The organism is Paraburkholderia nodosa, from assembly GCF_001718195.1.
In the GTDB taxonomy this organism is placed as follows: domain Bacteria; phylum Pseudomonadota; class Gammaproteobacteria; order Burkholderiales; family Burkholderiaceae; genus Paraburkholderia; species Paraburkholderia nodosa_A.
Genome location: NZ_MCNV01000006.1, coordinates 238,142 through 263,668, shown reverse-complemented (window position 1 = coordinate 263,668; position 25,527 = coordinate 238,142). Strand labels below are relative to the sequence as shown.

Annotated in this window: 26 protein-coding genes; 17 read left to right on the top strand and 9 right to left on the bottom strand. The window is 63.3% G+C overall.

What is annotated here, in order from left to right; translation table 11 throughout:
• Nucleotides 1-157: 157 nt before the first annotated feature.
• Complete coding sequence (locus tag BFD71_RS13865) at nt 158-352, bottom strand: hypothetical protein (protein ID WP_069264575.1); 195 nt, start codon at nt 350-352, stop codon at nt 158-160.
• A gap of 328 nt (nt 353-680) precedes the next feature.
• Between BFD71_RS13865 and adh the strand changes: the two genes are divergently transcribed.
• The 4 genes from adh to BFD71_RS13845 all read left to right on the top strand — a co-directional run bounded on the left by adh (nt 681) and on the right by BFD71_RS13845 (nt 4,518).
• On the top strand, nt 681-2,201 hold the full coding sequence (gene adh / locus BFD71_RS13860; RefSeq protein WP_069264573.1) for an aldehyde dehydrogenase: 1,521 nt from the start codon (nt 681-683) through the stop codon (nt 2,199-2,201).
• Between the two features lie 102 nt (nt 2,202-2,303).
• Nucleotides 2,304-2,684: a DUF779 domain-containing protein gene (locus BFD71_RS13855; protein WP_069264572.1), complete on the top strand. Its 381-nt coding sequence runs from the start codon at nt 2,304-2,306 to the stop codon at nt 2,682-2,684.
• A gap of 103 nt (nt 2,685-2,787) precedes the next feature.
• Entirely contained in the window at nt 2,788-3,267 is a 480-nt protein-coding gene (locus BFD71_RS13850; RefSeq protein ID WP_069264570.1) for an AraC family transcriptional regulator, read from the top strand.
• 579 nt (nt 3,268-3,846) lie between these two features.
• Nucleotides 3,847-4,518, top strand: a complete 672-nt coding sequence (locus BFD71_RS13845; RefSeq protein ID WP_069264568.1) for a SagB/ThcOx family dehydrogenase — start codon at nt 3,847-3,849, stop codon at nt 4,516-4,518.
• A gap of 75 nt (nt 4,519-4,593) precedes the next feature.
• Here the strand turns inward: BFD71_RS13845 and gyrB are convergent, their stop codons facing one another.
• From gyrB to dnaA, 3 genes are all read right to left on the bottom strand, one after another.
• Nucleotides 4,594-7,068: a DNA topoisomerase (ATP-hydrolyzing) subunit B gene (gene gyrB, locus BFD71_RS13840; RefSeq protein ID WP_069264566.1), complete on the bottom strand. Its 2,475-nt coding sequence runs from the start codon at nt 7,066-7,068 to the stop codon at nt 4,594-4,596.
• Nucleotides 7,069-7,181: 113 nt separating this feature from the next.
• On the bottom strand, nt 7,182-8,285 hold the full coding sequence (dnaN, locus tag BFD71_RS13835; protein ID WP_028203240.1) for a DNA polymerase III subunit beta: 1,104 nt from the start codon (nt 8,283-8,285) through the stop codon (nt 7,182-7,184).
• A gap of 275 nt (nt 8,286-8,560) precedes the next feature.
• The gene (gene dnaA, locus BFD71_RS13830; protein WP_069264564.1) at nt 8,561-10,144 is read right to left on the bottom strand and encodes a chromosomal replication initiator protein DnaA; all 1,584 of its coding nucleotides are present in this window, start codon (nt 10,142-10,144) and stop codon (nt 8,561-8,563) included.
• A gap of 423 nt (nt 10,145-10,567) precedes the next feature.
• Between dnaA and rpmH the strand changes: the two genes are divergently transcribed.
• From rpmH to yidC, 4 genes are all read left to right on the top strand, one after another.
• Nucleotides 10,568-10,702 (top strand): 50S ribosomal protein L34, encoded by a 135-nt coding sequence (gene rpmH, locus BFD71_RS39090; protein ID WP_026120950.1) that lies wholly within the window; start codon nt 10,568-10,570, stop codon nt 10,700-10,702.
• A gap of 91 nt (nt 10,703-10,793) precedes the next feature.
• Nucleotides 10,794-11,327 carry a ribonuclease P protein component gene (gene rnpA, locus BFD71_RS13825; protein ID WP_083245244.1) on the top strand — a complete coding sequence of 178 codons (534 nt, stop codon included), beginning with the start codon at nt 10,794-10,796 and terminating at the stop codon, nt 11,325-11,327.
• A gap of 92 nt (nt 11,328-11,419) precedes the next feature.
• Nucleotides 11,420-11,650 carry a membrane protein insertion efficiency factor YidD gene (yidD, locus tag BFD71_RS13820; protein WP_028203242.1) on the top strand — a complete coding sequence of 77 codons (231 nt, stop codon included), beginning with the start codon at nt 11,420-11,422 and terminating at the stop codon, nt 11,648-11,650.
• A 30-nt stretch (nt 11,651-11,680) separates the two neighbouring features.
• Nucleotides 11,681-13,357 (top strand): membrane protein insertase YidC, encoded by a 1,677-nt coding sequence (yidC, locus tag BFD71_RS13815; RefSeq protein ID WP_069264562.1) that lies wholly within the window; start codon nt 11,681-11,683, stop codon nt 13,355-13,357.
• Between the two features lie 155 nt (nt 13,358-13,512).
• Here yidC and BFD71_RS13810 read toward each other — a convergent pair whose 3' ends face one another.
• Nucleotides 13,513-13,932, bottom strand: a complete 420-nt coding sequence (locus tag BFD71_RS13810) for a helix-turn-helix domain-containing protein (protein ID WP_069264560.1) — start codon at nt 13,930-13,932, stop codon at nt 13,513-13,515.
• Between the two features lie 364 nt (nt 13,933-14,296).
• On the opposite strand from BFD71_RS13810, the gene mnmE reads away from it, so the two are divergent.
• The 6 genes from mnmE to BFD71_RS13780 all read left to right on the top strand — a co-directional run bounded on the left by mnmE (nt 14,297) and on the right by BFD71_RS13780 (nt 20,037).
• The gene (gene mnmE / locus BFD71_RS13805) at nt 14,297-15,697 is read left to right on the top strand and encodes a tRNA uridine-5-carboxymethylaminomethyl(34) synthesis GTPase MnmE (protein ID WP_069264558.1); all 1,401 of its coding nucleotides are present in this window, start codon (nt 14,297-14,299) and stop codon (nt 15,695-15,697) included.
• Nucleotides 15,698-15,854: 157 nt separating this feature from the next.
• Nucleotides 15,855-16,166, top strand: coding sequence for a DUF4148 domain-containing protein (locus BFD71_RS13800; protein WP_069264556.1), 312 nt, complete (start codon nt 15,855-15,857; stop codon nt 16,164-16,166).
• 289 nt (nt 16,167-16,455) lie between these two features.
• Nucleotides 16,456-17,994: an IS3 family transposase gene (locus tag BFD71_RS13795; RefSeq protein ID WP_069264554.1), complete on the top strand. Its 1,539-nt coding sequence runs from the start codon at nt 16,456-16,458 to the stop codon at nt 17,992-17,994.
• A gap of 208 nt (nt 17,995-18,202) precedes the next feature.
• Nucleotides 18,203-18,391, top strand: coding sequence for a hypothetical protein (locus tag BFD71_RS13790; RefSeq protein ID WP_069264552.1), 189 nt, complete (start codon nt 18,203-18,205; stop codon nt 18,389-18,391).
• Between the two features lie 153 nt (nt 18,392-18,544).
• The gene (locus BFD71_RS13785) at nt 18,545-18,781 is read left to right on the top strand and encodes a hypothetical protein (RefSeq protein ID WP_069264550.1); all 237 of its coding nucleotides are present in this window, start codon (nt 18,545-18,547) and stop codon (nt 18,779-18,781) included.
• A 230-nt stretch (nt 18,782-19,011) separates the two neighbouring features.
• On the top strand, nt 19,012-20,037 hold the full coding sequence (locus tag BFD71_RS13780; protein ID WP_069264548.1) for a S1C family serine protease: 1,026 nt from the start codon (nt 19,012-19,014) through the stop codon (nt 20,035-20,037).
• 62 nt (nt 20,038-20,099) lie between these two features.
• On the opposite strand, the gene BFD71_RS13775 is transcribed toward BFD71_RS13780, so the two are convergent.
• The 3 genes from BFD71_RS13775 to BFD71_RS13765 form a co-directional block, all read right to left on the bottom strand.
• A complete protein-coding gene (locus BFD71_RS13775; protein ID WP_069264546.1) occupies nt 20,100-20,489 on the bottom strand; it encodes a hypothetical protein in 390 nt (129 codons plus the stop codon).
• 341 nt (nt 20,490-20,830) lie between these two features.
• A complete protein-coding gene (locus tag BFD71_RS41430) occupies nt 20,831-20,995 on the bottom strand; it encodes a hypothetical protein (protein WP_176732878.1) in 165 nt (54 codons plus the stop codon).
• Between the two features lie 206 nt (nt 20,996-21,201).
• On the bottom strand, nt 21,202-21,828 hold the full coding sequence (locus tag BFD71_RS13765; RefSeq protein ID WP_069264542.1) for a LysE family translocator: 627 nt from the start codon (nt 21,826-21,828) through the stop codon (nt 21,202-21,204).
• 495 nt (nt 21,829-22,323) lie between these two features.
• Between BFD71_RS13765 and sap1 the strand changes: the two genes are divergently transcribed.
• Both sap1 and BFD71_RS13755 read left to right on the top strand, forming a co-directional pair.
• Nucleotides 22,324-22,665 carry a surface attachment protein Sap1 gene (gene sap1, locus BFD71_RS13760; RefSeq protein ID WP_069264540.1) on the top strand — a complete coding sequence of 114 codons (342 nt, stop codon included), beginning with the start codon at nt 22,324-22,326 and terminating at the stop codon, nt 22,663-22,665.
• A gap of 200 nt (nt 22,666-22,865) precedes the next feature.
• Complete coding sequence (locus BFD71_RS13755; protein ID WP_069264536.1) at nt 22,866-23,420, top strand: YaeQ family protein; 555 nt, start codon at nt 22,866-22,868, stop codon at nt 23,418-23,420.
• A gap of 17 nt (nt 23,421-23,437) precedes the next feature.
• Here BFD71_RS13755 and BFD71_RS13750 read toward each other — a convergent pair whose 3' ends face one another.
• Nucleotides 23,438-23,848 carry a VOC family protein gene (locus BFD71_RS13750; protein ID WP_069264534.1) on the bottom strand — a complete coding sequence of 137 codons (411 nt, stop codon included), beginning with the start codon at nt 23,846-23,848 and terminating at the stop codon, nt 23,438-23,440.
• A gap of 517 nt (nt 23,849-24,365) precedes the next feature.
• Between BFD71_RS13750 and ada the strand changes: the two genes are divergently transcribed.
• Nucleotides 24,366-25,526: a bifunctional DNA-binding transcriptional regulator/O6-methylguanine-DNA methyltransferase Ada gene (gene ada, locus BFD71_RS13745; protein ID WP_069264532.1), complete on the top strand. Its 1,161-nt coding sequence runs from the start codon at nt 24,366-24,368 to the stop codon at nt 25,524-25,526.
• The last annotated feature ends 1 nt before the right edge of the window (nt 25,527 follow it).

Here is a 25,527-nt window from a genome sequence, read left to right as displayed (position 1 = left end):
CAAGCCGGTCTTTCACTTTCCACGCTTGCCAGGTCCGAGACGCCATGGATGGCGAAAAACTTCGGAATCCGGACCATCGAAGTCCGCTCCGCATGCTTCGCTTTTCGGACTCTCTTCGGCATCACGCTCGCTATCCAGATCGTCCAGCCGCCAGCGCTCAGAGGAACGGCTTGCCGTCCACCTGTTCATAGACGACGTTGCCGTCGTCGTCTTCGAACTGCTCCAGGTAGTTACGGGCGCCACACAGCGGACACCGGAACAAGGGCCCCTGACCTTCGTTCTTGATCACGACCTCGCTCTGTTCCCACGGGGTGCCGCACGACTGGTTGCGGCAAACGAATGTACTCGACATGCAAACTCTCCTGACTGTTACGGGTGCAAAGCCTACCGCAAGTGCGGCCCGCGCGCCGCAAATCTCCGACTCCCGCCGCAATTACGCTCCCAGGCTGTTCACTTCCTGAGCAGTTGGCCGCCCTTCTGTTCCGGCCTGACGCAATCCTTTCTCCGACCTGAAGGCTCGCGCGCAGCGCATTCGCGCGGCATGACGCGCTGGGCCTCGACCGCCCGGCAAAGCGCCGCTGCGCCGCCGCGCTGGCATGGTTCTCGCGTTAGCGTGCCGCGGTAGCGCGGCCTCGCCGCGTCCATCCATATCGAGATCGAGAACACAGAGGAGCACGCAGATGAATCACGCGGACATGCAATTCCTGACTACCGAATTCCCGTACAAGAAGCAGTATGGCAACTTCATCGGCGGCGAATGGGTCGCGCCGCTCGGCGGCGAGTATTTCGACGATATTTCGCCGATTACCGGTCACGCGTTCACGTCCATCCCGCGCTCGCGCGAAGCCGACATCGAACTCGCGCTCGACGCCGCACACAAGGCCAAAGCCGCCTGGGGCAAGACTTCGCCCACCGAGCGCGCGAATATCCTCAACCGCATTGCCGATCGCATCGAGCAGAACCTCCACAGGCTCGCCGTGGCCGAGACCATCGACAACGGCAAGCCGCTGCGCGAAACGCTCGCCGCCGACATCCCGCTCGCCGCCGACCACTTCCGCTATTTCGCGGGCTGCGTGCGCGCGCAGGAAGGCGGCATCTCGGAGATCGATCACGATACGGTCGCGTATCACTTCCATGAGCCGCTGGGCGTGGTCGGCCAGATCATTCCGTGGAACTTCCCGATTCTCATGGCCGCGTGGAAGCTCGCGCCCGCGCTCGCGGCCGGTAACTGCGTCGTGCTCAAGCCCGCCGAGCAGACGCCTGCATCGTTCCTCGTGCTCACCGAGCTGATTCAGGACCTGCTGCCGGCCGGCGTGCTCAACGTGGTGAACGGCTTCGGCCTCGAAGCCGGCAAGCCGCTCGCCTCGAACAAGCGCATCGCCAAGATCGCCTTCACGGGAGAAACCACCACGGGCCGCCTCATCATGCAGTACGCGAGCCAGAACATCATTCCCGTGACGCTGGAGCTCGGCGGCAAGAGCCCGAACATCTTCTTCGCCGACGTGCTCGACCATGACGACAGCTATTTCGACAAGGCGCTCGAAGGCTTCGCGATGTTCGCGCTCAACCAGGGCGAGGTGTGCACGTGCCCGTCGCGTGTGCTCATCGACGAGAAGATCTATGACCGCTTCATGGAGCGCGCGCTCAAGCGCGTCGCGGCGATCCAGCAAGGCCACCCGCTCGACACGAAGACGATGATCGGCGCGCAGGCCTCGCAGGAGCAGCTCGAGAAGATTCTCTCGTATATCGACCTCGGCAAGCAGGAAGGCGCGCAGTGCCTGATTGGCGGCGAGCGCAACAGCCTCGCCGGCGAACTCGGCGAGGGCTATTACGTGAAGCCCACTGTCTTCCGCGGCCACAACAAGATGCGCATCTTCCAGGAAGAGATTTTTGGACCCGTGGTGTCCGTCACCACCTTCAAGACCGAAGAGGAAGCACTGGAAATCGCCAACGACACGCTCTACGGCCTCGGCGCAGGCGTGTGGACGCGCGACGGCACGCGTGCCTACCGCTTCGGGCGCGCGATCCAAGCGGGGCGCGTGTGGACCAACTGCTACCACGCATACCCGGCGCACGCGGCGTTCGGCGGCTACAAGCAGTCGGGCATCGGCCGCGAGAACCACAAGATGATGCTCGACCACTACCAGCAGACGAAGAACCTGCTCGTGAGCTATAGCGAGCAGCCGCTCGGGTTCTTCTGAACGTACTGCGTGCCCTGAGCGTCGCGCGCGTTGGTTGGCGGTCGAGAGGCCGCAATTGCGCGCGACGCCCCCTTCGTAGCCTCTCGAGAGGAGCGTCACGACATGGTCGAACGCGTTACCGCCACGCCGGCCGCGCTCGCGCTGATCGAGCAGTTGGCGCGCGAGCACGGGTCCCTGCTCTTTCACCAGTCGGGCGGCTGCTGCGACGGCAGCGCGCCCATGTGCTTTCCCGTCGGCGAGTTCATGGTCGGCAATGCCGACGTGCAGTTGGGAGAAATCGGCGGGATGCCGTTCTATATGACCCAGGCGCAGTTTGAATACTGGCAGCACACCCAGCTCATCATCGACGCCGTGCCAGGCAACGGCGGCATGTTTTCGCTCGAACGACCCACGGGCCTGCGCTTTCTCACGCGCTCGCGGCTCTACGACGACGAAGAGAACGCGTGGCTCGAGGCGCATCCGGTGACACGCGTGAGTTCGTGACGCTCGAGCGCCCGGCACGCCAGGGGCGTCGCACCGGGCGTGGTGCTATCTTGGTTCGCAGGCGCTGCGCCATCGCGCGGCCATCGCACCAGGAGACGCCATCATGCAAAACCACGACGTGAAACTACTCACCCTCGAGCCGATGGACCTGCTCGCCGTCAGCCACGTGGGTCCGTACATGAAGATCGGCGACGCGTTCTACACGCTCGCGCAATGGCTCGGCGAGCGCAACGTGCGCACGTCCGGCTCGAAGATGGTCGGCATCTATTACGACGATCCCAATACGGTCGACGAGTCGAAGCTGCGCTCGAAAGCGGCGCTGCATCTGGGGCACGAAACCGACGTGGAGATCGTGGCGCCCGTTGAGAAGTTCCAGCTGCGTGGCGGCGAGCACGCGATGATGCTGCACAAGGGGCCGTATCAGGCGCTAGGCCAGGCGTGGATCTGGTTTTACAACGAAGGGCTCAATAAGCTCGGACGCACGCCGGACTTTTCGGCGCCTTCGTTCGAGGTTTATCTGAATACGCCCGATGAGGCGGCGCCGGACGATTTGAAAACGGAGCTTTATATCCCGCTCGCATAAGGCAGGCGATTCGCACACTTCGAACGATGCCGCCGGGACGTTTACGGCGGCATCTTCGTTTCCGATGCGAGGGTTCTAAGGTTTTAATAACGTATGTATACGTAAACGTAGTAATAGTTAACAAGCCCCTGGGTATTCTGTGGATAACCCCGGAAAACCATTGAGTAAACAAGGCTGTGGAAAAACCATAACCGTGCGGGCGTTAACGGGACAACACGAGGCAGCTGCTGGCAACTTTTCCACAGTTTGCGTGCAGACGAAGTTATCCCCGATTCATGCACAGTGATTTCCAGGGGTTTTCCGGCAGTTATCCGCTGGGGGCTGTGGATAGTGCAGAACGCGAATTGCCGCTGTCTTCCACACAAAAAATGGCGCCTTCAAGGGCGCTTTTTCGCTGCTGTAAATCGCGATGTTGAATCGGACCTCGCAATCTCGAATTTACGGTCTATAACTTCTGCGAGTGGGCCAGTGGTGACTATTGATCGAATTGCGCCATGGTCCGGGTGTCGCTCGAAAACGTGAAATAGTGAAAATCGCGAAGGCCGTCGAGGCCTGCTCCGTCACTCATGGAGGCGCCGGATGAAACGCCGTGAACTGCTGGCCGCGCTGGCTGCGGGCGCAATGACCCAGGTTTCCACCAGCCAGGCGCAGGAGAGCCCGGCGAAGTACACCAATGAGATCGCACTGCCCAAGCCCAAAGTCTCCGGCACGGTCTCTCTCGAGGATGCCATCCAGCGGCGCAGGTCCGTACGCAGGTTCCGGTCCGACGCGTTGCCTGTCGAGACCATCGGCCAGCTGCTGTGGGCCGGCCAGGGCGTGACCAGCCCGGACGGCAAGCGCGCGGCGCCTTCGGCCGGCGCTTTGTTTGCGCTTGAACTCTACATGGTGACCGCCGCAGAGGTGATGCACTACGTGCCTCAAGGCCACCGCGCGCAGACGCGAGCGACGCCCGACATGCGCCCCAAGCTGCAAGCGCTTGCACTCAACCAGGCGTCTGTCGGGGCGGCGCCGGCCTTGATCGTGGTGGCTGCCGATCCCGGCCGGCTCAAGCAGCGGTATGGGGGGAGAGCCGGCGTGTATAGCGATCTGGAGGCCGGGCACGCCGCCCAGAACATGCTGCTGCAGGCCGTTGCGCTCGGGCTCGTCGCCGTGCCCGTGGGCGCGGTCGATGGGCCGCAGGCAGCGCACGCGCTCGGTTTGCCTGCCGGGCAGAGCGTCGTCTATGTCATCCCGGTGGGTTTCGCGGCTTGAGTTGCGGCGTGAGGCCGTACAAAAAACAAACGCCCGGGAAACCGGGCGTTTGTTGTTCAATGCAGGCGTAGACGATCAAACGTCGATATTCCCCGCCCGCAGCGCATTGCTTTCGATAAACGCGCGACGCGGCTCGACGTCGTCGCCCATGAGCGTCGTGAAGATGCCGTCGGCAGCGATCGCGTCTTCGATCTGCACGCGCAGCAGACGCCGCACCGTCGGGTCCATCGTCGTTTCCCACAGCTGCCCGGGGTTCATCTCGCCAAGCCCCTTATAGCGCTGCTTCGACACGTTGCGCTCGGCGTCGGCGATCAGCCACTTCATCGCGCTCTTGAAGTCGTTCACGGCCATGCTGCGCTCGCCGCGCTTGATCACGGCGTTCTTGCCGATCAAGCCCTTGAAGGTATTGGCCGTGTTCACGAGCTGCTGATAGTCGGCGGTGAGCTGGAACTCCTCGTCGATCACCGAGACCTTCACGTTGCCGTGATGGCGGCGCTCCACGCGCAGCGAACGTTGCTCGCGCACCTGGTCGTACATCGGCACGACGCTCACTTCAGGCTTGAGCGGATCGTCGCGCAGCTGCGCTTCGAGTGCACGCGCCGAAGCCTCGGTCGAGGCTTCGCTCGACAGGTCGATCGCCACGCCGTCCATGATCGCTTCGAGCGCACGCTCGTCGTACAGACGCGAGAGACGATCCACCACGCCGCGCGCAAGCTGGTACGAGCGCGCGAGTTCGCCGAGCGCGTCGCCGGAGATCGGCGTCGCGCCTTCGCTCGGCATGAGCTCCGAGCCTTGCAGCGCGAGACGCAGCATATGCGCGTTGAGCTCCGAATCGTCCTTGAGATAACGCTCGTCCTTACCCGCCTTGAGCTTGTACAGCGGCGGCTGCGCGATATACACGTAGCCGCGCTCGATCATCTCCGGCATCTGGCGATAGAAGAACGTGAGCAGCAGCGTGCGGATGTGCGCGCCGTCCACGTCCGCGTCAGTCATGATGATGATGCGGTGATAGCGCAGCTTGTCCAGGTTGTAGTCGTCCTTGCCGATGCCGCAGCCGAGCGCGGTGATTAGCGTGACGATCTGCTCGGAAGACAGCAGCTTGTCGTAGCGGGCCTTTTCGACGTTCAGCACCTTGCCGCGCAGCGGCAGGATTGCCTGGAACTTGCGATCGCGGCCTTGCTTGGCCGAGCCGCCTGCCGAATCGCCCTCGACGATATAAACCTCCGACTTCGCCGGATCCTTTTCCTGGCAGTCCGCGAGCTTGCCCGGCAGGCCCACGCCGTCGAGCACGCCCTTGCGGCGCGTCATTTCGCGTGCCTTGCGCGCAGCGTCGCGCGCGCGCGCGGCGTCGACGATCTTGCCGCAAATGGTCTTCGCGTCGTTCGGCGTTTCGAGCAGGAACTCTTCGAGCGCCTTCGCCACGACGTCTTCGACCGGCGCGCGCACTTCCGAGGAAACCAGCTTGTCCTTCGTCTGCGAGCTGAACTTCGGCTCCGGCACCTTCACCGAAAGCACGCACGACAACCCTTCGCGCATGTCGTCGCCCGAGGTTTCCACCTTGGCCTTCTTGGCGATTTCGTTGTCGGCGATGTACTTGTTGATCACGCGCGTCATCGCCGCGCGCAGACCGGTCAAGTGCGTGCCGCCGTCGCGCTGCGGGATGTTGTTCGTGAAGCACAGTACGCTTTCGTTGTAGCTGTCGTTCCACTGCATCGCCACTTCGACGCCCACGCCGTCCTTCTCGCCCGAGATGTAGAAGATGTTCGGGTGCAGGACCTGCTTGGCCTTGTTGATGTACTCGACAAAGCCCTTCACGCCGCCCGCGAAAGCGAAATCGTCTTCCTTGCCCGTGCGCTGGTCGGTCAGGCGGATGCGCACGCCGTTGTTCAGGAACGAGAGCTCGCGAATACGCTTGGCGAGAATGTCGTAGTGGTACTCCACGCTGCCGAAGATGGTTTCGTCGGCCATGAAGTGCACTTCGGTGCCGCGATTTTCCGTGTCGCCGAGCAGTTGCATGGGCGAGACCGTGTGGCCGTCGCGCTCTTCGAGCACACGGTTCTGCGGCACGCCACGGTGAAATTCCATGAAGTGCTTCTTGCCGTTGCGGCGCACGGTGAGGCGCAGGAAGCTCGAAAGCGCGTTCACGCACGACACGCCCACGCCGTGCAGGCCGCCCGAGACCTTGTAGCTGTTCTGATCGAACTTGCCGCCCGCGTGCAGCTCGGTCATGACGATTTCGGCGGCGCTGCGCTTCGGATCGTGCTTGTCGTCCATCTTCACGTCCGTGGGAATGCCGCGGCCGTTGTCGGTGATCGAGATGGAGTTGTCCGCGTGGATCACCACGCGGATGTCGTTACAGTAGCCGGCGAGGGCTTCGTCGATCGAGTTGTCCAGCACTTCGAAGACGAGATGGTGCAGACCGGTGCCGTCCGACGTGTCGCCGATGTACATCCCGGGCCGCTTGCGCACTGCCTCCAGACCTTCGAGGATCTGGATCGACGAGGCGCCATAGCTGCTGTTGTCGGGTTGCGAGTTGTTCGTATCAGTCATGGAATTTTCCGGTTCTGCGTACTGCCTGTGTTACTGCTCGAGACTTTTTCAAAAAGCCATAAAAACGCCAAAGGGGCGCAGCGCCCCCTGGTGTTCTTCTTCTGTCGCGCTTTTTAGATGCGCATCGGCATCACCACGTACTTGAATTCCTCGTTCTCGGGAATCGTGATGAGTGCGCTGGAGCTGGCGTCGCCGAGGCTCACTTCCAGCGTGTCGACCTTCAGGTTCGCGAGTACGTCGAGCAGATACGTGACGTTGAACCCGATGTCGATGGTGTCGCCCTGGTAGGCGATTTCCAGCTCTTCCTGCGCCTCTTCCTGGTCGGCGTTGGTCGACATGATCTTGAGCTGGCCCGGCTCGATGATGCAGCGCACGCCCTTGAACTTGTCGGACGTGAGAATCGCCGCGCGTTGCAGCGAGCGTTGCAGTTCTTCGCGGCCGATCTGGAAGGTGTTCTTGTGCGCCTTCGGGATCACGCGCTGGAAGTCGGGGAACTTGCCTTCCACGAGCTTCGAGACGAGCTCGACCTGGCCGAACGTGAACTTGACCTGGGTCGAACCGATGTCGATCTTCAGCACGTCGTCGATGTCTTCGAGCAGGCGCTGGAGTTCGAGAATGGTCTTGCGCGGGATGATGACTTCCTGGCGCGCGAACGAGCCTTCGATCTTCATCGAGGAGAACGCGAGGCGATGGCCGTCGGTGGCGACTGCCATGAGCTGGTCGCCGTCCACGACGAGCAGCATGCCGTTCAGGTAGTAACGGATGTCCTGCTGCGCCATGGCGAAATACACCATGCCGAGCAACTGGCGGAACGTCTTCTGCGGCACCGCGAGGTTCGCGCCGAAGTCCTTGGCCTGCGCCACCGTGGGGAACTCGTCCGCGGCGAGCGTTTGCAGGGCGAAGCGGCTCTTGCCCGACTGCACCGTGAGGCGCTTGTCCGCGAGCGTGAGCGTGACCTGGCCGTCGGGCATCGCGCGCAGGATGTCGAGCAGCTTGCGTGCGGCGACGGTCGTGGCCACCTGGTCGTTGCCGACGCCGAAGTCGGCGGTCGTGGTGATCTGCAACTCGAGGTCGGTCGACAGGAACGAGACGTCGGAACCGGTTTTGGTGATCAGCAGATTGGCGAGGATCGGCAACGTATGGCGGCGTTCGACAATGCCGCTCACCGTTTGCAGCGGCCTCAGCAGGTTATCGCGTTCGGTCTTGACCAGTTGCATAGAGTTCCTTCGTTGATGTGACGGACTGCGCGCCCGCCTGGCGCCGGTTTTGCCGACGTGACCCCACGAAAGTCACGCGGCTTTGGCGCCGCTCAGGCGGTTAATGCGGCACAGGCCGCGGCGGTGGTTCCCGCCCCGGACCGCCGGGCGGTTAAACCCATATTGTGCCTGAAAACGGACCACTTCCCTAAATTGGGGGCGATCCGCGAAATAAACAGGGCAAACCTTTCGGGAAACGACGTCCGCCCCGCCATTGCGCTGCCGCCTGATGCGTCTTACCCCTTCAGCGTCTGCTCGAGCACGTGCAGCTCGTGATTGAGCTGGGCGTCCTTGGTGCGTTCGTCGGCGATCTTGCGCACGGCGTGCAGCACCGTGGTGTGGTCGCGGCCGCCGAACAACTCGCCGATTTCCGGCAGGCTCTTCTGCGTGAGTTCCTTGGCCAGATACATGGCGATCTGGCGCGGGCGCGCAATGTTCGCCGGGCGCTTCTTCGAATACATGTCGGCGACCTTGATGCTGTAGAAGTCCGCCACCGTCTTCTGGATGTTTTCGACCGAAATCTGGCGGTTCTGCACCGTCAGCAGGTCCTTGAGCGCTTCCTTGGTCAGCTCGATCGAGATCTCGCGGCCGTGGAACTTCGAATACGCGAGGATCTTGCGCAGCGCGCCTTCGAGTTCGCGCACGTTCGAGCGCAGGTGCTTCGCGACGAAGAACGCCACGTCCTCGTTCAGGCTCACGCCTTCCGATTGCGCCTTGCGCATCAGAATGGCCACGCGCATTTCGAGCTCCGGCGGCTCGATCGCCACGGTCAGGCCCGAGTCGAAGCGCGAGATCAGACGGTCGTCGATACCCGAGATTTCCTTCGGATACGTATCGCTCGTGATGATCACCTGCGCCTTGTTGGCGACGAGCGCCTCGAACGCGTAGAAGAACTCTTCCTGCGTGCGCGACTTGCCCGAGAAGAACTGAATATCGTCGATCAGCAGCAGGTCGAGCGAGTGGTAGTAACGCTTGAAGTCGTCGAATGCCTTGCGCTGGTAGGCCTTCACCACGTCGGACACATACTGTTCTGCGTGGATGTAGCGGATGCGCGCGCCCGGCTTGTCGAGCAGGAGCTGGTTGCCGATCGCGTGGATCAAGTGGGTCTTGCCAAGGCCCACGCCGCCGTAGAGGAACAGCGGGTTATACGAGATCCCGGGGTTGTCGGCGACCTGGATGGCGGCCGCGCGCGCGAGCTGGTTCGCCTTGCCCGTCACGAAGTTGTCGAACGTGAGCACCGGGTTGAGCTTCGAGCGCTCGTAGGTCGGGTCCGGCTCGCCGCTCGAAGCGGCCGCAGCCGCGCCCTGGCCCGGACGCCATGTGCGGCGGCCGGCGGCGGCTTCGTTGGCGTCGAGGCTGGGCAGATCGAGGTCGGCGGCGTCATCGGCCGTGGCCTGCGCGGCGGCGGCCGACGCGGCATGCACCATGCCCGCGAGTCCCGTCCCGCCCGTCACGGCGGCCGGCTGCGGCGCGGCGGCTGCGCTCATGACCGATGCGGACGCCGGCGCGGCAGCCAGCGGCGCGCGCGACGCGGCGGCGGGCGCCGGTGCGACGTGAGGCGCGCGCATGCCCGCCTTCGGGTCGAGGACGAACTGCACGTCGACGGGGGTCTGCCAGAAGTCGCGCGCCAGATCGGTGATCCGGCCCGAGAACTGGCTCTTGACCCAGTCGAGCTTGAAACGGTTGGGAGCGGCTATCTGCAGCGTGTTCGCCGCAGCATCGAAGGCAACCGGGGCCAACGGTTTAATCCACGTCACGTACTGCTGGGGCGTTAGCTCACGCTCCAGTAGTGCGGAACAGTGTTGCCAGAATTCGTTCATCGAGTTGCTGTGGTCGTTTTGTTTGCATGCGTTGCGGTCGCCCCGCTCTTGTCGCACGGATGCGACGAGGCCCTGACGAGGCGACGGCAATGGCTCCGGAAGCCCGCGCGGCAAAGGTCTTGCGGCAAGCAGGCGGGCCGGAGCGGCATGCAGGATTCTTGGGATAGGCGAGATTCTAACGCCGAAATCCCCTCACCAGGAAGTTATCCACAGGGACGGATCAACGCACGCTCGTTCGTGCCCTCACCGCGGCCGATGCAGGCGTTGCGCTGCCGTTCGAGAAGGTTCGATCGCCTAAGCTATTGACGGCCAACGAAAAACCGGCTTAAATAGCGGGTTCCTCGAAAACCAATCCCTAGTACCACCGGCCATTGCCTTTTTCCGCGATGCTCGCCGCGGTCATAACTCAACAGTGAGAGCAACATGAAACGTACTTTCCAACCTTCCGTTACCCGTCGCAAGCGTACCCACGGTTTCCGCGTGCGCATGAAGACCGCTGGTGGCCGCAAAGTGATCAACGCACGCCGTGCGAAGGGTCGCAAGCGCCTCGCCGTCTAAGTCGGGCAGCATCGCTATCAGCGAAATCACGGGTAGCGGCCCGCTCGCGAGCACGGCGAACAGGACGAACCTGGTAACTGATCGGGGCGTCATGCCGTCGCGAACGCAAGCCGCTTTTCCGAAAGCCGCAAGGCTACTGAAAACGGATGAGTTCTCATCCGTTTTTCGTTTGCGCCCCTGGCGCCGCACCGAGCACTTCGTCGTGTACGGCCGGCCCACCGGCAACGAGGCGCGGCTCGGGCTCGTGATCGGCAAGAAGTACGCACCGCGCGCGGTCACGCGCAACCTGGTGCGCCGCATTGCCCGTGAAGCGTTTCGTGTGCGCCGGGCGCAGTTCGAAGGTTTCGACCTGCTGCTGCGCCTGCATACGAAGTTCGACCGCAAGGCGCTGCCGGGCGCGTCTTCGCCGGGGCTCAAAGCTTTGTGCCGCGGCGAGATCGAAACGCTGCTCGAAAAGGCCGCGCGCGAAGTCACGCGGCGTGGCGGCGCTGCGCCTGCGACATCTGCGCGCACCCCTTGCGCAACGCAGGCTGCGGCACCAAGTGGGCAGGCAGCCGGGGAACCGCCGCAGGCCCAGGCCGGTAAAGATTTGCCGCCGGACGAGAGCAAGACCCGCGCATCATGAGCGGGGCACGCGAGTCCGGCATATCCGACGTAGCCGCCGCGCAAGCGGCACGTGGTTCGTCATCGAACGCGGCGCAGCCAGGCCGCAACGCCATGCAAACGGTATTGATCGCACTGCTGCGTTTCTACAAGCTTGCCGTGAGTCCCCTCCTCGGCAGCCGGTGCCGTTTTTATCCTTCCTGTTCGGATTACGCACGCGAGGCAATCCAGTATCATGGCGCCGCGCGTGGGACTTACCTCGCCGCGCGGCGACTGTGCCGCTGCCATCCGTTTTCGGCGGGCGGCGTCGATCTCGTCCCGCCTGCATCTCCGAAAAAGCGCTGACGCGCCATTCCATCGACACTGAGACAACGCATGGATATCAAACGCACCGTCCTATGGGTCATCTTCTTCATGTCAGCTGTCATGCTGTACGACAACTGGCAGCGCGACCATGGACGCCAGTCGATGTTCTTCCCGAACGCGACGCAAACGCAGACGCAATCCGCCTCGAGCGGCCCTGCGCCGGCTAGCGCCGCCAACGGCGCGTCCGACCTGCCGACGGCCGCTGCCGCCGCGGGCCAGGCGCCGACGAACACCGCCCAGCCGGCTGCAGCCGCAGCACAGCTCGTTCACTTTCGCACCGACGTCTACGACGGCGTGATCGACACGCGCGGCGGCACGCTCGTGAAGCTTTCGCTCGTGAAGGAAAGCGCCGACGGCAAGGGTCCCGACCAGTACATCACGTTGTTCGACCACACGAACGACCACACGTACCTCGCGCGCACCGGCCTGCTCGGCGGCGACTTCCCGAACCACAACGACGTGTTCACGGCAGTCGAAGGCCCGCGCGAGCTGACCGGCGACGCCAACTCCTTCCAGATCGCGCTGCAGTCGCCCGAGAAAGGCGGCGTGAAGGTCACCAAGACCTACACGTTCACGCGTGGCAGCTACGTGATCGGCGTGGACTGGAAGGTGCAGAACGTCAGTGGCGCGCCGGTTTCGCCCACGCTCTACATGGAAATCGTGCGTGACAGCCAGCCGGTCGAAACGCCGCGCTTCTCGCACACCTTCATCGGGCCGGCGGTGTACTCGAACGAGCATCACTTCCAGAAGATCACGTTCGGCGACATCGACAAGAACAAGGCCGACTTCGTGACCCAGGCCGATAACGGCTGGATCGCGATGGTGCAGCACTACTTCGCGACCGCGTGGATTCCGCAGCAAGGCGTCAAGCGCAGCATCTACGTCGAGAAGTTCGACAACTCGCTCTATCGCGTGGGCATGAAGCAGCCGCTCGGCACGATCGCACCGGGTGCGACGAATACCGTGCAGGCACGCCTCTTCGCAGGTCCCCAGGAAGAGCGCATGCTCGAAGGCGTCGCGCCGGGCCTGGAGCTCGTGAAAGACTACGGCTGGGTGACGATCATCGCCAAGCCGCTCTTCTGGCTGCTCGAGAAGATCCACGGTTACGTGGGCAACTGGGGCTGGTCGATCGTGCTGCTCACGCTGCTCATCAAGGCCGTGTTCTTCCCGCTCTCCGCCGCCAGCTACAAGTCGATGGCGCGCATGAAGGAAATCACGCCGCGCATGCAGGCGCTGCGCGAGCGCTTCAAGAGCGACCCGCAGAAGATGAACGCAGCGCTCATGGAGCTCTACAAGACGGAGAAGGTGAATCCGTTCGGCGGCTGTCTGCCGGTGGTGATCCAGATCCCGGTGTTCATTTCGCTGTACTGGGTGCTGCTCTCGTCGGTGGAAATGCGCGGTGCGCCGTGGATTCTCTGGATTCACGACCTCTCGCAGCAGGACCCGTTCTTCATCCTGCCGGTGCTGATGGCCGTCTCGATGTTCGTGCAGACCAAGCTCAACCCGACGCCGCCGGACCCCGTCCAGGCGAAGATGATGATGTTCATGCCGATTGCGTTCTCGGTCATGTTCTTCTTCTTCCCGGCCGGCCTCGTGCTGTACTACGTCGTGAACAACGTGCTGTCGATCGCGCAGCAGTACTACATCACGCGCATGATGGGTAAGGGCAAGAAGAAGCCCGCCTGAGTGCCGGGGCGGCAGTGATGCCGCCGCCTGAATCCAGGCTCGAAAAAAAGCCGTCCGGTGCGAACCGGACGGCTTTTTGCGTTATCGGACCGCCATTTCCTTGACGGCGCAGAGCGCAGCGTTCGTGTGTGCGCGTTAGTGTTCGTGTGTGCGCGTTAGTTCTTCTCGGCGTCGCCGTAGAATTGGGCGACCAGTTCCTGCACGAGATAGCGGTGATGGGCGCTGAGCGATTCGATCTTCGAGGCCAGTTCGAGCGTTTCCTCGGAAACCGGATATTTGCCGTCAGGCTTGCGCGGCCTCGGCACGCCAGAGCCGGCATTGCCCGGAGGCCCGTAGTGCAGCCAGTGGATGTCCACGTCGAACCATTTCGCCAGCGTCTCCAGCTTGTCCTGCGTGGGAATGGTGCGACCGCTCAGCCACTTGTGAGCGGTTTGCGGCGAAACCGGATGCTCGCCGTGATGGCGCAGATTGAACCGGTTCGCCAGGTCGGTGCTGCCGCGTAGCTTTTCGGGCGCGCGCTTCATGGCGAACCTGAGACGTTCGGCAAAAGCGGCTTTTTCGTTGGTGGTCGGCATGGGCCAGATTGTGCAACCCGAAATTGCCGAAGATGACAACCAGTTAGGCTACATTTAACGTATAAAAGCGATAATTCACCTGCTTCTGGTTGCCGTATGACTTCGGTCGAGATCCCCCATGAATTCCCGTGTGGCACGATGTTGGCGAGATCCAGCGCCTGAATTATCTGAAATCCGACAGAATTCCTTAAGACTAATCTTATCTAAATTAAGATAAATCGAGACGGCTCTTAGCTGGGTTTCCAGTCGAAAACGCTCTGTCCGGCGCGTTACAATGCCTCGCGTTTTGCGAGTGCTTGCAAGACCGCAGTGAGTCCCCGCACTCCATCCCGATTCCAGCCCTGCTCTACGGTCCACGCCCATCATGCTCGCCACCGATTCCGATCCCATCGTCGCCATTGCTACCGCGCCCGGACGCGGCGGGATTGGTGTCGTGCGCGTGTCGGCCGGCCGCGCCGGCGCGGCGGCGACCGCTGCGTTGATGCAGGCCCTCACGGGCCAGGACCTGGTTGCGCGCCACGCGAGCTATGTGCCGTTCCTCGACGGCGCCGGCACGGTGCTCGATCGCGGTATCGCGCTGTCGTTCCCCGCGCCGCATTCGTACACTGGCGAGCACGTGCTCGAACTGCAGGGCCACGGCGGCCCGATCGTGCTGCAACTCGTTTTGCAGCGCTGCATCGAGGCCGGCCGCGAGTTCGGGCTGCGCCTCGCGGAACCTGGCGAATTTACGCGACGCGCGTTCCTCAACGACAAACTCGATCTGGCCCAGGCGGAAGCCGTGGCCGACCTGATCGAGGCGAGCACCGAAGCGGCGGCGCGCTCGGCGGGCCGCTCGCTCGACGGCGCGTTCTCGCGCGACATCCACGCGCTCGTGGACGACGTCGTGACGCTGCGCATGCTCGTGGAGGCGACGCTCGATTTCCCCGAAGAAGAGATCGATTTCCTCGAGGCCGCGGACGCCCGCGGCAAGCTCGCACGCATTCGCGCGCAACTCGACCAGGTGCTCTCCGAAGCGCGCCAGGGCGCGCTGCTGCGCGAGGGCCTTTCGGTCGTGCTCGCGGGACAACCCAACGTGGGCAAGTCGTCGCTGCTGAACGCGCTGGCAGGCGCGGAGCTCGCGATCGTGACACCCGTTGCCGGCACGACGCGCGACAAGATTTCCCAGACCATCCAGGTCGAGGGCATTCCGCTGCATGTGATCGACACGGCAGGTTTGCGCGACACCGAGGACGAGGTCGAAAAGATCGGCATCGAGCGCACGTGGAGCGAGATCGGCCGCGCAGACGTGGTGCTGCATCTGCTCGATGCGCGCACGGGCATGAACGCCGAAGACGAGGTGATCGCCGCGCGCTTTCCCGCCGGTGTGCCGGTCGTGCGCGTGCTCAACAAGACCGACCTGACCGGCGTGCCGCCCGAAGTGGCGCAGCGTCGTGCCGGCAACGGCAGCGAAGTGTGCGAGTTGCGTCTTTCGGCGAAACAGGGCGACGGTGTTGGGCTGCTGCGCGCCGAGTTGCTGCGCATTGCGGGCTGGCAGGCGGATGCGCAGAGCGTCTATCTCGCGCGCGAGCGGCATCTCATCGCGCTGCGCGCGGCGCGCGAGCATCTCGCGCACGCGGCGGCGCACGCCGACCAGAATTCGCAATTGCTCGATCTGTTCGCCGAAGAGCTGCGGCTCGCGCAGGAATCGCTGAATTCGATCACCGGCGAATTCACGTCCGATGACCTGCTGGGCGTGATTTTCAGCCGGTTTTGTATCGGGAAGTAACCCGCAAGCGCACTGCGCGCCGCCCCATTCTTCTCCAGCCTGGAACAATCCCTTCGAAGGCCGAGGGTTAACCCTCGGCGGCAATCCTCCTAGACTTTCGCTCATCGGATGCAGACACGTTGTCGCACCGAATCAAAAGCCAAAGGAGGTAGTCAGCATGAAGTCCCTGATCCAGACCGTAGCCGTTGCCGTTGCACTCGTGGTGCCGATGGCATCGTTCGCGCAATCGAATGCGCCCGTGACCCGCGCCCAGGTGCGCGCCGAGCTCGAGCAGCTCGCGAAGGCGGGCTGGCATCCTGGCGCAGGGGCGGACCCGCACTACCCCGACGATCTTCTCGCAGCCGAAGCCAAGGTAGCCGCCGCGAACGGCGCAACGAGCGGCTATGGCGGCGTGGCAGCCGGCAACTCGGATGCAGGCCGCCCGGCGGTGCCGAAGGCCGACTGGAACGCGATGTATAACCATCCGTAACAAGGCAATACTGCTGAAACGCCTGCGAAGATCCCGCGCAGGCGTTTCGCATAGCTAAACGAATACCTCCGCCGTCGTTGACGCGACGGCTTCGCTCGGGCCTTCGGGCCTGGGCGCTTTTTCCAGCGATCGTCGATCAAACTGGCGCCGCTGTTCAAAAGCGAAGCTTGTTCAGCCTCATCTCTGCGCACTACGAGTTAACTGCCGGGTCATTTAATTCGTAGTGCGATCAATCGAAAATTCCACAAGGGGGGTGCGGCGGAATTCTTGGACTATTAGGAGCTGGTCCATGTATTCATACGAAGAACGCATCCGAGCGGTCAAACTCTACTTGAAGCTTGGAAAGCGCCTCACCGCGACGGTTCGTCAGTTAGGCTATCCCACAACGAAATCGCTCGAACGTTGGTATCACACGTACGAGCGATGTCTGGATTTGCCGAAGGAACGTATCTGCTTGAGGCCGCGCTATTCGGCGGAACAAAAAAAAGCGGCTACAGACCACTATATGAGCCATGGCCAGTGTCTGGCAGTAACGACAAAGGCCTTGGGATATCCGGGACGCGGGACGCTCGTCGCCTGGCTCGACGAGCTGCATCCTGAGCGAAAGAAGCGCGTTCTCGGGAAGGCTTCGGGTATTCGGTATGCACCGGAGCTCAGGCAGACAGCGGTCATCGATCTGTGCACTCGACGAGAAAGCGCGGAGGAAGTTGCTAAAAGGATTGGCGTGAGCCGGCCAACGTTGTACAACTGGAGAGATCGGTTACTCGGTCAGGAGGCTGCTTCAGCCATGACACGCCGCAACGATCCGCCGCAGAGCTCCGAGAAAGCGACGCTGGAGCAGCAAGTCGAATCACTCCGACGAGACATCCGGAAGCTCCAGATTGAACACGACATTCTGAAGAAGGCCAATGAAATATTAAAAAAAGGCCAGGGCGTCAACCCGCAACTCCTGACGAATCGGGAGAAGACGGCGCTGGTTGATGCCCTGAAACAGACTTACACGCTGCCGGAGCTTTTGGCTGAATTGGGGCTCGCCCGTAGCTCCTACTTCTATCACCGGGCGCGGATACAGGCTGCCGACAAGTATGCGGGTGTACGCAGTGCCATCGCAGATATCTTTGAATTGAACCACCGCTGCTACGGATATCGCCGGGTGCGGGCGGCACTTGGCAGGCAGAAAGTCTTCATCTCGGAGAAGGTCGTTCGGCGCTTGATGAAGCAGGAGCAGCTAAGCGCGGCCACAACGAGGCGACGTCGATACGGCTCCTACGCTGGAGAAATAGGTCCGGCTCCAGAGAACCTTATCAACCGGGATTTCCGTGCCGCAGCACCGAATGAAAAGTGGCTCACAGACATCACCGAGTTCCAGATTCCTGCTGGCAAAGTCTATCTGTCGCCAGTTATTGATTGCTTCGATGGGCTTGTGATCAGCTGGTCGATCGGTACGCGACCAGACGCCGAACTCGTAAACACGATGCTCGATGCCGCCATCGAAGCAATCGGCAGCAGCGACAGCCGACCTGTTGTCCATTCAGATCGCGGTGCGCACTATCGCTGGCCAGGCTGGCTTGCCCGGATACGTGAGGCAAGGCTGATTCGCTCAATGTCGCGCAAGGGCTGCTCGCCCGATAACGCAGCGTGCGAAGGATTCTTTGGACGGCTGAAAACGGAACTGTTTTACTCGCGGGACTGGCAGACCGTCAGCACCGACCAGTTCATCGAGGTCGTTGACTCGTACATTCGCTGGTACAACGAGAAACGGATCAAGATCTCGCTTGGCGCACTCAGTCCGATTGAATACCGGGAGAGCCTCGGGCTGACGACATAAACCCGTCCAAGAATTCCGCCGCACCCCCCAAGCGGGCGATTGTTTTGCGCTGGCTTCAACGCTTGTGCTCGCTAACGCGCCCTTCTCTGCCTCCACGAACGCCCAGCGCCCGCTGCGTGCGGCTGTAATTTGTGGACACACATCGTTGCTTTTCCAAACCCTTGCCGCATCGTGGCTCGTCGACAATCAGTGGCATAGGAGAACGACGATGAAAACACTCTTCTGCGTTATTGCTCTGGCTGGCTTGTCGGCCGGCCTCACGGGTTGTGTGGTGGCGCCGCCTTACGCGTACGCGCCTGCGCCGGCCTACGGCTACGCGCCGGGCTACTATGCGGCGCCGTCGGTGGATATCGGGGTTGGCGTGGGCGGCTATTACGGCCGCGGCTGGCGACGTTAAGGGGACCGTAACAAGCCGTCTGAAAGGTTGACGTCCGACCTTTGAGCTTGACCTATCCGATGTGATAGCTGGACACGCGCCGCCGCCGAACTAAAGTGGCGAGACACGTCTTCACAAGACAACGAGGCGTTGGACCAGCGCACGGGGGCATTCATGAGATTCATCGACGAAGAGATCGCGCATATCATGCGCGCGACGGCTCCCTCGTTATCCGCTGGCACGACGCCGGCCGTCTTTTCATTCGATTACTGGTACAAGCGCCTTTGCACGCTGCTCGACCTCGCCCAGATTACGCCGTCCCAGTTCCGCACGGTCGACGCGCTCATGGTCGAGCTCGAAGCGCGTCGGGCTGCGACCGGCGCGGCGGTGCGCGAGGCGCTGGCCGCCTGACTCCCGAGTTTGCTTCGCGAGCGCCCGGCGCCGCGAATTCCCGCTTAACCTCGCCATGTCACCCGAGCATGGATTAGCCCGCGCGAGCGGGCTTTTTTCTTTTGCGAAGCGCTCGCCAGCGGGCTGGCAGCCGCAGTCAAGAGCTTGACGATTCGGCCGGCCCGGCGCCCGCTCTTGAAAACGTCGCGCGCCCCCTGCATGTAGAGCCCACTTTTTCGGAGATTCAGATCGTGGGCAGACGACCTTCCTTCATTGACGATCTGGCTCGCGGCGTCCCTTCCGACGGCGCGGGCCAGCGCCCGGGCTTCGATGACGACGTGCTCCTCGACGCCTATTCGCGGACCGTGATCGGCGCGCTGGAGCGCGTGCAGCCCGCCGTCGCGCATATTGCCGTCGAGCGCCGCGCATCGGGCCAGGCGCCTGCGCGCGGCGGTAGCGGCTCGGGCTTCCTGTTCACGCCGGACGGCTACTTGCTGACGAACAGCCACGTCGTGCATGGCGCAAGCAAGCTGAGTGTGACGCTTGCGGACGGCACGACACAAAGCGCCGACCTTGTCGGCGACGACCCGAGCACGGATCTCGCCGTGCTGCGTATCGGCGCGGCAGAGGCGCTGCCGCACGCGCAGCTTGGCGACTCGGCGGGCCTGCGCGTCGGGCAGATCGCCATCGCCGTAGGCAGCCCGCTCGGCCTCGCGCAAACGGTGACGACGGGCGTGGTGTCTGCGCTCGGGCGCTCGCTGCGTTCGGAATCCGGCCGCATGATCTACGACGTGATCCAGACCGACGCCGCGCTCAATCCGGGCAACTCGGGCGGTCCGCTCATCAATTCGGCGGGTCAGGTGATCGGCGTGAATACCGCAATCATTCCGGGCGCGCAGGCCATCTGCTTCGCCACGGCCATCGACACGGCAAAGTGGGTCATCACGCAGCTCTTCGCACACGGCCGGGTGCGGCGCGCCTATATCGGCATTGCCGGCACCACGGTGCCGATCGCGCGCAAGGTGCAGCGCTACTTCAGCCTGAGCGCGACGACCGGCGTGCGGGTGATGGAGATCGTCAAGGGCAGTCCCGCTGCGCTCGGCGGCCTGCGCGTGGACGACACGATCGTGACGATCGACGGCGTGCCGGTCGACGGTATCGACACGCTGCAGCGTCTCTTCGACGTTTCGCGCATTGATCGCACAGTGGAAATCGGTGTGATCCGCTTGACGCAGCGGCTCAACCTGAGCGTGACGCCCGTCGAGCAGACGAGCTAGACGCGGGGGAACAACCGAGGTGATGGGCGGCGCACCGAGCGTAGCGTGCGCCGCTTCAAGCATTACCAGCCGCTGCCAGGCTGAGCATAAACCGGCTGTTGCCCGTAGCCGGGTTGCGCGTAGCCGTCGTCATATTGCGGCGGAGGCGGCGCGGGCTGGGCTGGCGCGCAGGGCACGTAGCGGCCCGAATACTGGTCGTAACACGCCGCGCCGGCCGGGGAGGCGGCATAGACCGGCGCCGGCTCGGCATACACGGGCGCAGGCTGTACATAGGCCGGCTGGGCCGGGTAGGCCACCGCCGGGCCGCTGTTGAGCACGGCGCCCACTGCGGCGCCAATCAACGCGCCGCCAACCAGCGCACCCACGACGTCACCGCCATGATCGTGCGCGCTCGCGGGGCCAGCCGCCACCGCACACCCCGCCAGCACCAAAACGGCTGCCATCTTTCGCATGTCGTTCTCCCTGAGAACCTTTGAAAACATGCGAGCGATTGTCAGCCTGATTGCTGGATACAGGTGCTGCAAGTGGTAACGCTGAATTACGGAGGTGTGGCTTGCCAGCGCGCGCTGGCCGGGAGTGATTCCCGTCAGCGTGCGTGCTCGCCGTGCGCGTCTGCCTCGTGCGTGCGCGGCGTGCTACCGCGCTGCCCGGCAGACGGACAGAGAAGGGTGAGCGCGACGGACAAGCACCATCAGCACGAACAAGGCGACGAAGTACGATCCAGGAGAACTCGAAATCCACGAGTGCCACCCATGTGCTTCGGCGTGTTCATCCGCGCGATGCGTGCTCCCGCTCAGTGATGCAGAAGGCTGCGTAGCGGATGACGCCAGTCCATATGATGTCCGTCTCCCGCTTCTACGCGCTGTCGATGCTCCTCGAGGATTTCGTCGGAAAACAGGAAGACGACAATGACAAGGGGAATCACCAGAAACGCGCCCAGTATTACGTGCTCGATCACGATTACCTCCTGGTTGTCAAGCGGTTTGCAATTGCATTGTAGCCAAGACGCGACAGTTTGCACATTGGGCGCGCACCGAAGCTTGAAAACAATGTTCGCCAACCATCACAACCCGCTCTGAGCAGCCTGCGTGCCCGTTCACAGTCCGATTCGCGGGGCTCGGGGTGGGCCCCGCATCCCGGTCGCCGTCGATCCGGATGCGCCGCTTATGCCGCCGCCTTTTTCCACGCGGCGGCAAAGAGCCCGGCGCCGATGAGCAGCGTGCCGCCCGTACGATTGACGGCGCGCTGCACGCGCGGGCTGCGTACGACCTTGCGCGCGGCCGCTGCGAGCAGCGCATAGACGAGCGCGTTGAGCGTCGCGAGCACGAGGAAGGTGGCTTCGAACACGACGATCTGCGATGTCATGGCCGCATGCGGATCGATGAACTGCGGCACGAAGGCGACGAAGAAAATGATGCTCTTCGGGTTGAGCGCGGTAACCGCGTAGGCATGCGCGAAGATGCGGCCGGTGCGCGTCTCGGAGGTGTCCGGTGCGTCGCCAACGCCGACGGGCGCGCGCCAGAGCTTCACGCCCAGATAGATCAGATAGGCGGCGCCAATCCATTTGAGCACCGAGAACAGCGTGGCGGATGCCGCGAGGATCACGCCGAGTCCGAGCATGGAAGCGGTCATCGCCGTGAAGTCGCCGAGCGCGACGCCGGCCGTGGTTGCGAGCGCGTAACGGCGGCCGTGGCCAAGCGCGTAGGAGACGACCAGCAGCACGGTGGGGCCGGGAATGGCAACGAGAATGGCCGACGCGATCGCGAACGGTAGCCAGTGAGCGAAAGTCATGGGGTTCCTCCATTGGGAAGCCCGATTTATCCACGAACTTTTGCCGTATGCAAGCGCGGCGCGCGGCTTCGTTTCGAGAGCCTCATGGAGCGGCTGGCATCCTTTTTATTCTGTCGCCAATCCATTAATGAGCGCGCGCCCGATGGGCGCTCGCGCGACTTTAGGTGCAATGCGTCATGGGCGCGCGGCGATCTATTAAATCGTTTAAATCAAAAGCGGATTCGATTTTCGTAGTCTGGCTATAACCGCCTGCGCCTTGTTGGATAAGGCGCCGGACGCTGTAATCGATGCTTCGGAGTGCTGCTGGACGCCTCTTAGCGCCGCGCTTCATGGCATAGCGGTGCTCGACGCCATGTTGCAAGCCTCCACGGCGCTGTTGCGAGCGCACACAAGTCGGGCTTGCAGTCTTTCGGCAGTTTTCTATTTTTAAAGACGCGGGTAAGGCATAAGAGTTAAATACATAGCTAACCTGACTAACACCCGCAGGAGGCAATCATGAAAAGGCTATCCGGTATCGTCGTCGCGGCTGCCAGCCTGGCTTGCGTCGTCGCGGTTCAGGCTCAGGATGTGAGCGTCAAGCCGCAGCAAACGGTGCAACTCAAGCCGGGCTCCTATGGGTGCCTCACGAAAGACAAGCTCGACGCCGTCGCGCTTCACGAGCAGGCCGGCGAGCATCAGCAGATGCAGGAATACTTCACGGGATTCCAGTGTCTGTCCACACTCGACAACCAGTCGTTCCGCGTCGTACAGGTGGTGGGCCACGACGTCGAATTCGTCAACGCGGCGAATGGCGACCAGCAAGGCCTCTGGACCACGGACCGCTTCATCAAGCAGTAAGGCCGTCTCTCCCAACGCGCCGCTCGACATGGCCCGACGCACGCGCGTCGCGCGCCGCTGTCAAATCCCCGTCACTTTCTCGTCAGACCATCCGCATTGCGTCGCGCCGTATCGACGCGCGCTGCGCGTCCACTCGACCGGCACATGGCTTGCTAGAAACTTCGCTATCATGTGCGGCTTTCGCGCGACCGGAATTCGGTATGGCACTCAAATCGACCATTTACAAGGCAGAACTGCAGATCGCGGACATGGACCGGCACTATTACGCCGACCATGCGCTCACGATCGCGCGCCATCCGTCCGAAACCGATGACCGCATGATGGTCCGCATCGCGGCGTTCGCGCTGTTTGCGGGCGAGCGGCTCGAATTCTGCAAGGGCCTGTCCGACACGGACGAGCCCGATCTCTGGCGCAAGGACTATACGGGCGCGATCGAAACGTGGATCGAGGTCGGGCAGCCCGACGAGCGCCGCATTGCCAAGGCGAGCGGGCGTGCAGGCGAGGTCATCGTGATCGCCTACGGCGGGCGCACCTCCGACATCTGGTGGCAAGGCGTGCGCAACAAGGTCGAACGCCTGCGCAACGTGACGGTCTGGTCGCTGGGCGAGGGCGTTGCCGCGTCGCTCGGCGCGCTGGCCGAGCGCACCATGCGCCTGCAATGCACGGTGCAGGACGGCGCGGCGTGGATCGGCAATTCGAGTGCTGAGCCAGTGGCTGTCGAATGGAGCGTGTTCAAGGCGCCCGAGAACGTCTGAAAGCAGGCTGCGCGCCCTCAAGCGTGCGGCGGCCCCTTGAGTTCCACCATGTTGCCTTCCGGGTCGAACAGATACAGCGACGGCCCCAAACCCTCCGCCCCATAGCGCTCGACGGCATGGCCGGGACGCGCGCCATGCTGCGTCAGATGCGACGTGAGCGCTTCGGCGTCAAACGGCTCCACGCGCAGACAAAGATGATCCATGTTGCCGCTCGCGCCGGCAGGCGCTGCGCCGGAACCCCGGTCGAGCGGGCCGCCGATCGTCACGAGATCGATCAGCGAGCGTCCCGCGCGCAACTGCACGAGGCCGAGATCGCGCTGTTCACGCTCCGGCTCGCAACCGAGTACTTCGCAATAGAAACGCGTCATGGCGGCCATGTCGGCGGCCCGGATAACGACGTGATCGATCTCGCGAATCTGGATCCGCATGGCGTCCTCGAGGTCGTGCTGGGATTCTCATGATGAACCTGTGGACGCGGGGCTGCGCAGAAGGCGCGCATTTCACCGAGCCGCGCCAACCGGAATCGGCCGCAGCAGGGCGGCAGCAGAACAGTGGGAACCGGCGGAAAATAGCTTTGGGCGCTGCGGCCGGGGAAACGCGGGACGAAAAAAAGCCCGCTGCAGTGAGCGGGCTTAATCCATATCAGGAGGAGACATGGAGGAGACAGGAACGACTATACCGAGTCGGCTGTCGCGACGCAACAACTTTTTAAGGGAAAACCCGCAAAGTTGTCATTTTGTCGCACGGGAATCGGCAAGACGCCACCAGGGATTCACCGAAGGCCATAAAAGTACGCGATCAGGCGCGCCTTCACGGCCCATGTCGACCGCAATGACAGCGCAAGATCCGGCGCGCCGTCGTCCGTACGCGAAGTTAGAGTAAGGGCATACAGACAGGCACTTCCAGGAGCCTCAAATGAGCGCCGTCCCTGCAATGAAACCAGCGATGAAACCCGCCAAACCGAGCCAGACGCCTGACAGCGAGTGGACGAACGACGCCGACCGCTGGCAAGCCGTCACGTCGCGCGACGCCCGCGCCGACGGCGCGTTCTTCTACGCCGTGCGCACTACCGGCGTGTTCTGCCGCCCGTCGTGCGCGTCGCGGCTGCCGCGGCGCGAGAACATCGAATTCTTTGCCGAGGCCGACGACGCGCGCGCCGCCGGCTATCGCGAATGCAAGCGCTGCCGCCCGGGCGGCCTGCCGCGTGAGCTGGAAATCGTGCGGCGCGCCTGTGCGGCGCTGGACGCCGACCCGCAAGAGCGGCTCACGCTCGCGCAGCTCGGCGAAGCCGTGCACCTCAGCCCGTTTCACCTGCAACGCCTCTTCAAGCGCGTGCTGGGCGTCTCGCCGCGCCAATACCAGGCGGCGCGGCGCGGGGCCGTGCTGCGCGACGCGCTCGGCGAGGGCGCCGACGTCACGCGCGCAAGCGCCGACGCCGGTTTCGGTTCGTCGTCGCGGCTCTATCACAGCGTGCCGGGCGAGCTCGGCATGGCGCCTTCCGCCTATCGCCGCAAGGGCGCGGGGCTGACGATCCACTACGCCGCCACGCCCACGCCGATCGGCTTCGTGCTCATTGCGGCAACGGAAAAGGGCATTTGCCGGATCGCGTTCGGCGACGATGCCGCGACACTCACCGCCGCACTCACGGCCGATTTCGCGAACGCGCAGTGCATCGAGGACAAGGCCGCGATCGCGCCGTTTGCCGCGCAGATCGACGCGTATCTGCACGGCCGGCGCGAGCGTTTCGATCTGCCGCTCGACATTGCCGCGACGGCGTTCCAGCAGCGCGTCTGGGACGCACTCCAGCGCATTCCCTACGGCGAGACGCGCAGCTACTCGCAGATCGCCGAAACGCTCGGCGCGCCGCGCGCGGTGCGGGCCGTGGCGAGTGCGTGCGCGTCGAATCCGGTGGCGCTGGCGATTCCGTGCCATCGCGTCGTGCAGAAGGGCGGCTCGCTCGCCGGTTATCGCTGGGGGCTCGAGCGCAAGGCGGCGCTGCTCGACAGCGAAGCACGCGCATCGCAAGGTGCGCAAAACGGTGCGAAAAACCCGAAAAGCAGCCGTTCGGCCCCGAACCGCGCCGACACGCCGGAGACCGCCACTTGAG

Excerpts from the sequence above, each read along its gene's own strand:
- BFD71_RS13755 (WP_069264536.1), top strand. The coding sequence starts at position 22,866 with ATGGCACTCAAATCGACCATTTACAAGGCAGAACTGCAGATCGCGGAC.
- mnmE (WP_069264558.1), top strand. The coding sequence starts at position 14,297 with ATGCTCGCCACCGATTCCGATCCCATCGTCGCCATTGCTACCGCGCCC.
- gyrB (WP_069264566.1), bottom strand. The coding sequence starts at position 7,068 with ATGACTGATACGAACAACTCGCAACCCGACAACAGCAGCTATGGCGCC.
- dnaA (WP_069264564.1), bottom strand. The coding sequence starts at position 10,144 with ATGAACGAATTCTGGCAACACTGTTCCGCACTACTGGAGCGTGAGCTA.
- BFD71_RS13795 (WP_069264554.1), top strand. The coding sequence starts at position 16,456 with ATGTATTCATACGAAGAACGCATCCGAGCGGTCAAACTCTACTTGAAG.
- BFD71_RS13810 (WP_069264560.1), bottom strand. The coding sequence starts at position 13,932 with ATGCCGACCACCAACGAAAAAGCCGCTTTTGCCGAACGTCTCAGGTTC.
- adh (WP_069264573.1), top strand. The coding sequence starts at position 681 with ATGAATCACGCGGACATGCAATTCCTGACTACCGAATTCCCGTACAAG.
- rpmH (WP_026120950.1), top strand. The coding sequence starts at position 10,568 with ATGAAACGTACTTTCCAACCTTCCGTTACCCGTCGCAAGCGTACCCAC.
- rnpA (WP_083245244.1), top strand. The coding sequence starts at position 10,794 with ATGCCGTCGCGAACGCAAGCCGCTTTTCCGAAAGCCGCAAGGCTACTG.
- yidD (WP_028203242.1), top strand. The coding sequence starts at position 11,420 with ATGCAAACGGTATTGATCGCACTGCTGCGTTTCTACAAGCTTGCCGTG.
- BFD71_RS13845 (WP_069264568.1), top strand. The coding sequence starts at position 3,847 with ATGAAACGCCGTGAACTGCTGGCCGCGCTGGCTGCGGGCGCAATGACC.
- BFD71_RS13785 (WP_069264550.1), top strand. The coding sequence starts at position 18,545 with ATGAGATTCATCGACGAAGAGATCGCGCATATCATGCGCGCGACGGCT.
- BFD71_RS13850 (WP_069264570.1), top strand. The coding sequence starts at position 2,788 with ATGCAAAACCACGACGTGAAACTACTCACCCTCGAGCCGATGGACCTG.
- BFD71_RS13775 (WP_069264546.1), bottom strand. The coding sequence starts at position 20,489 with ATGCGAAAGATGGCAGCCGTTTTGGTGCTGGCGGGGTGTGCGGTGGCG.
- dnaN (WP_028203240.1), bottom strand. The coding sequence starts at position 8,285 with ATGCAACTGGTCAAGACCGAACGCGATAACCTGCTGAGGCCGCTGCAA.
- BFD71_RS13790 (WP_069264552.1), top strand. The coding sequence starts at position 18,203 with ATGAAAACACTCTTCTGCGTTATTGCTCTGGCTGGCTTGTCGGCCGGC.
- BFD71_RS13750 (WP_069264534.1), bottom strand. The coding sequence starts at position 23,848 with ATGCGGATCCAGATTCGCGAGATCGATCACGTCGTTATCCGGGCCGCC.
- BFD71_RS13765 (WP_069264542.1), bottom strand. The coding sequence starts at position 21,828 with ATGACTTTCGCTCACTGGCTACCGTTCGCGATCGCGTCGGCCATTCTC.
- BFD71_RS13865 (WP_069264575.1), bottom strand. The coding sequence starts at position 352 with ATGTCGAGTACATTCGTTTGCCGCAACCAGTCGTGCGGCACCCCGTGG.
- ada (WP_069264532.1), top strand. The coding sequence starts at position 24,366 with ATGAAACCCGCCAAACCGAGCCAGACGCCTGACAGCGAGTGGACGAAC.
- BFD71_RS13855 (WP_069264572.1), top strand. The coding sequence starts at position 2,304 with ATGGTCGAACGCGTTACCGCCACGCCGGCCGCGCTCGCGCTGATCGAG.
- sap1 (WP_069264540.1), top strand. The coding sequence starts at position 22,324 with ATGAAAAGGCTATCCGGTATCGTCGTCGCGGCTGCCAGCCTGGCTTGC.
- yidC (WP_069264562.1), top strand. The coding sequence starts at position 11,681 with ATGGATATCAAACGCACCGTCCTATGGGTCATCTTCTTCATGTCAGCT.
- BFD71_RS13800 (WP_069264556.1), top strand. The coding sequence starts at position 15,855 with ATGAAGTCCCTGATCCAGACCGTAGCCGTTGCCGTTGCACTCGTGGTG.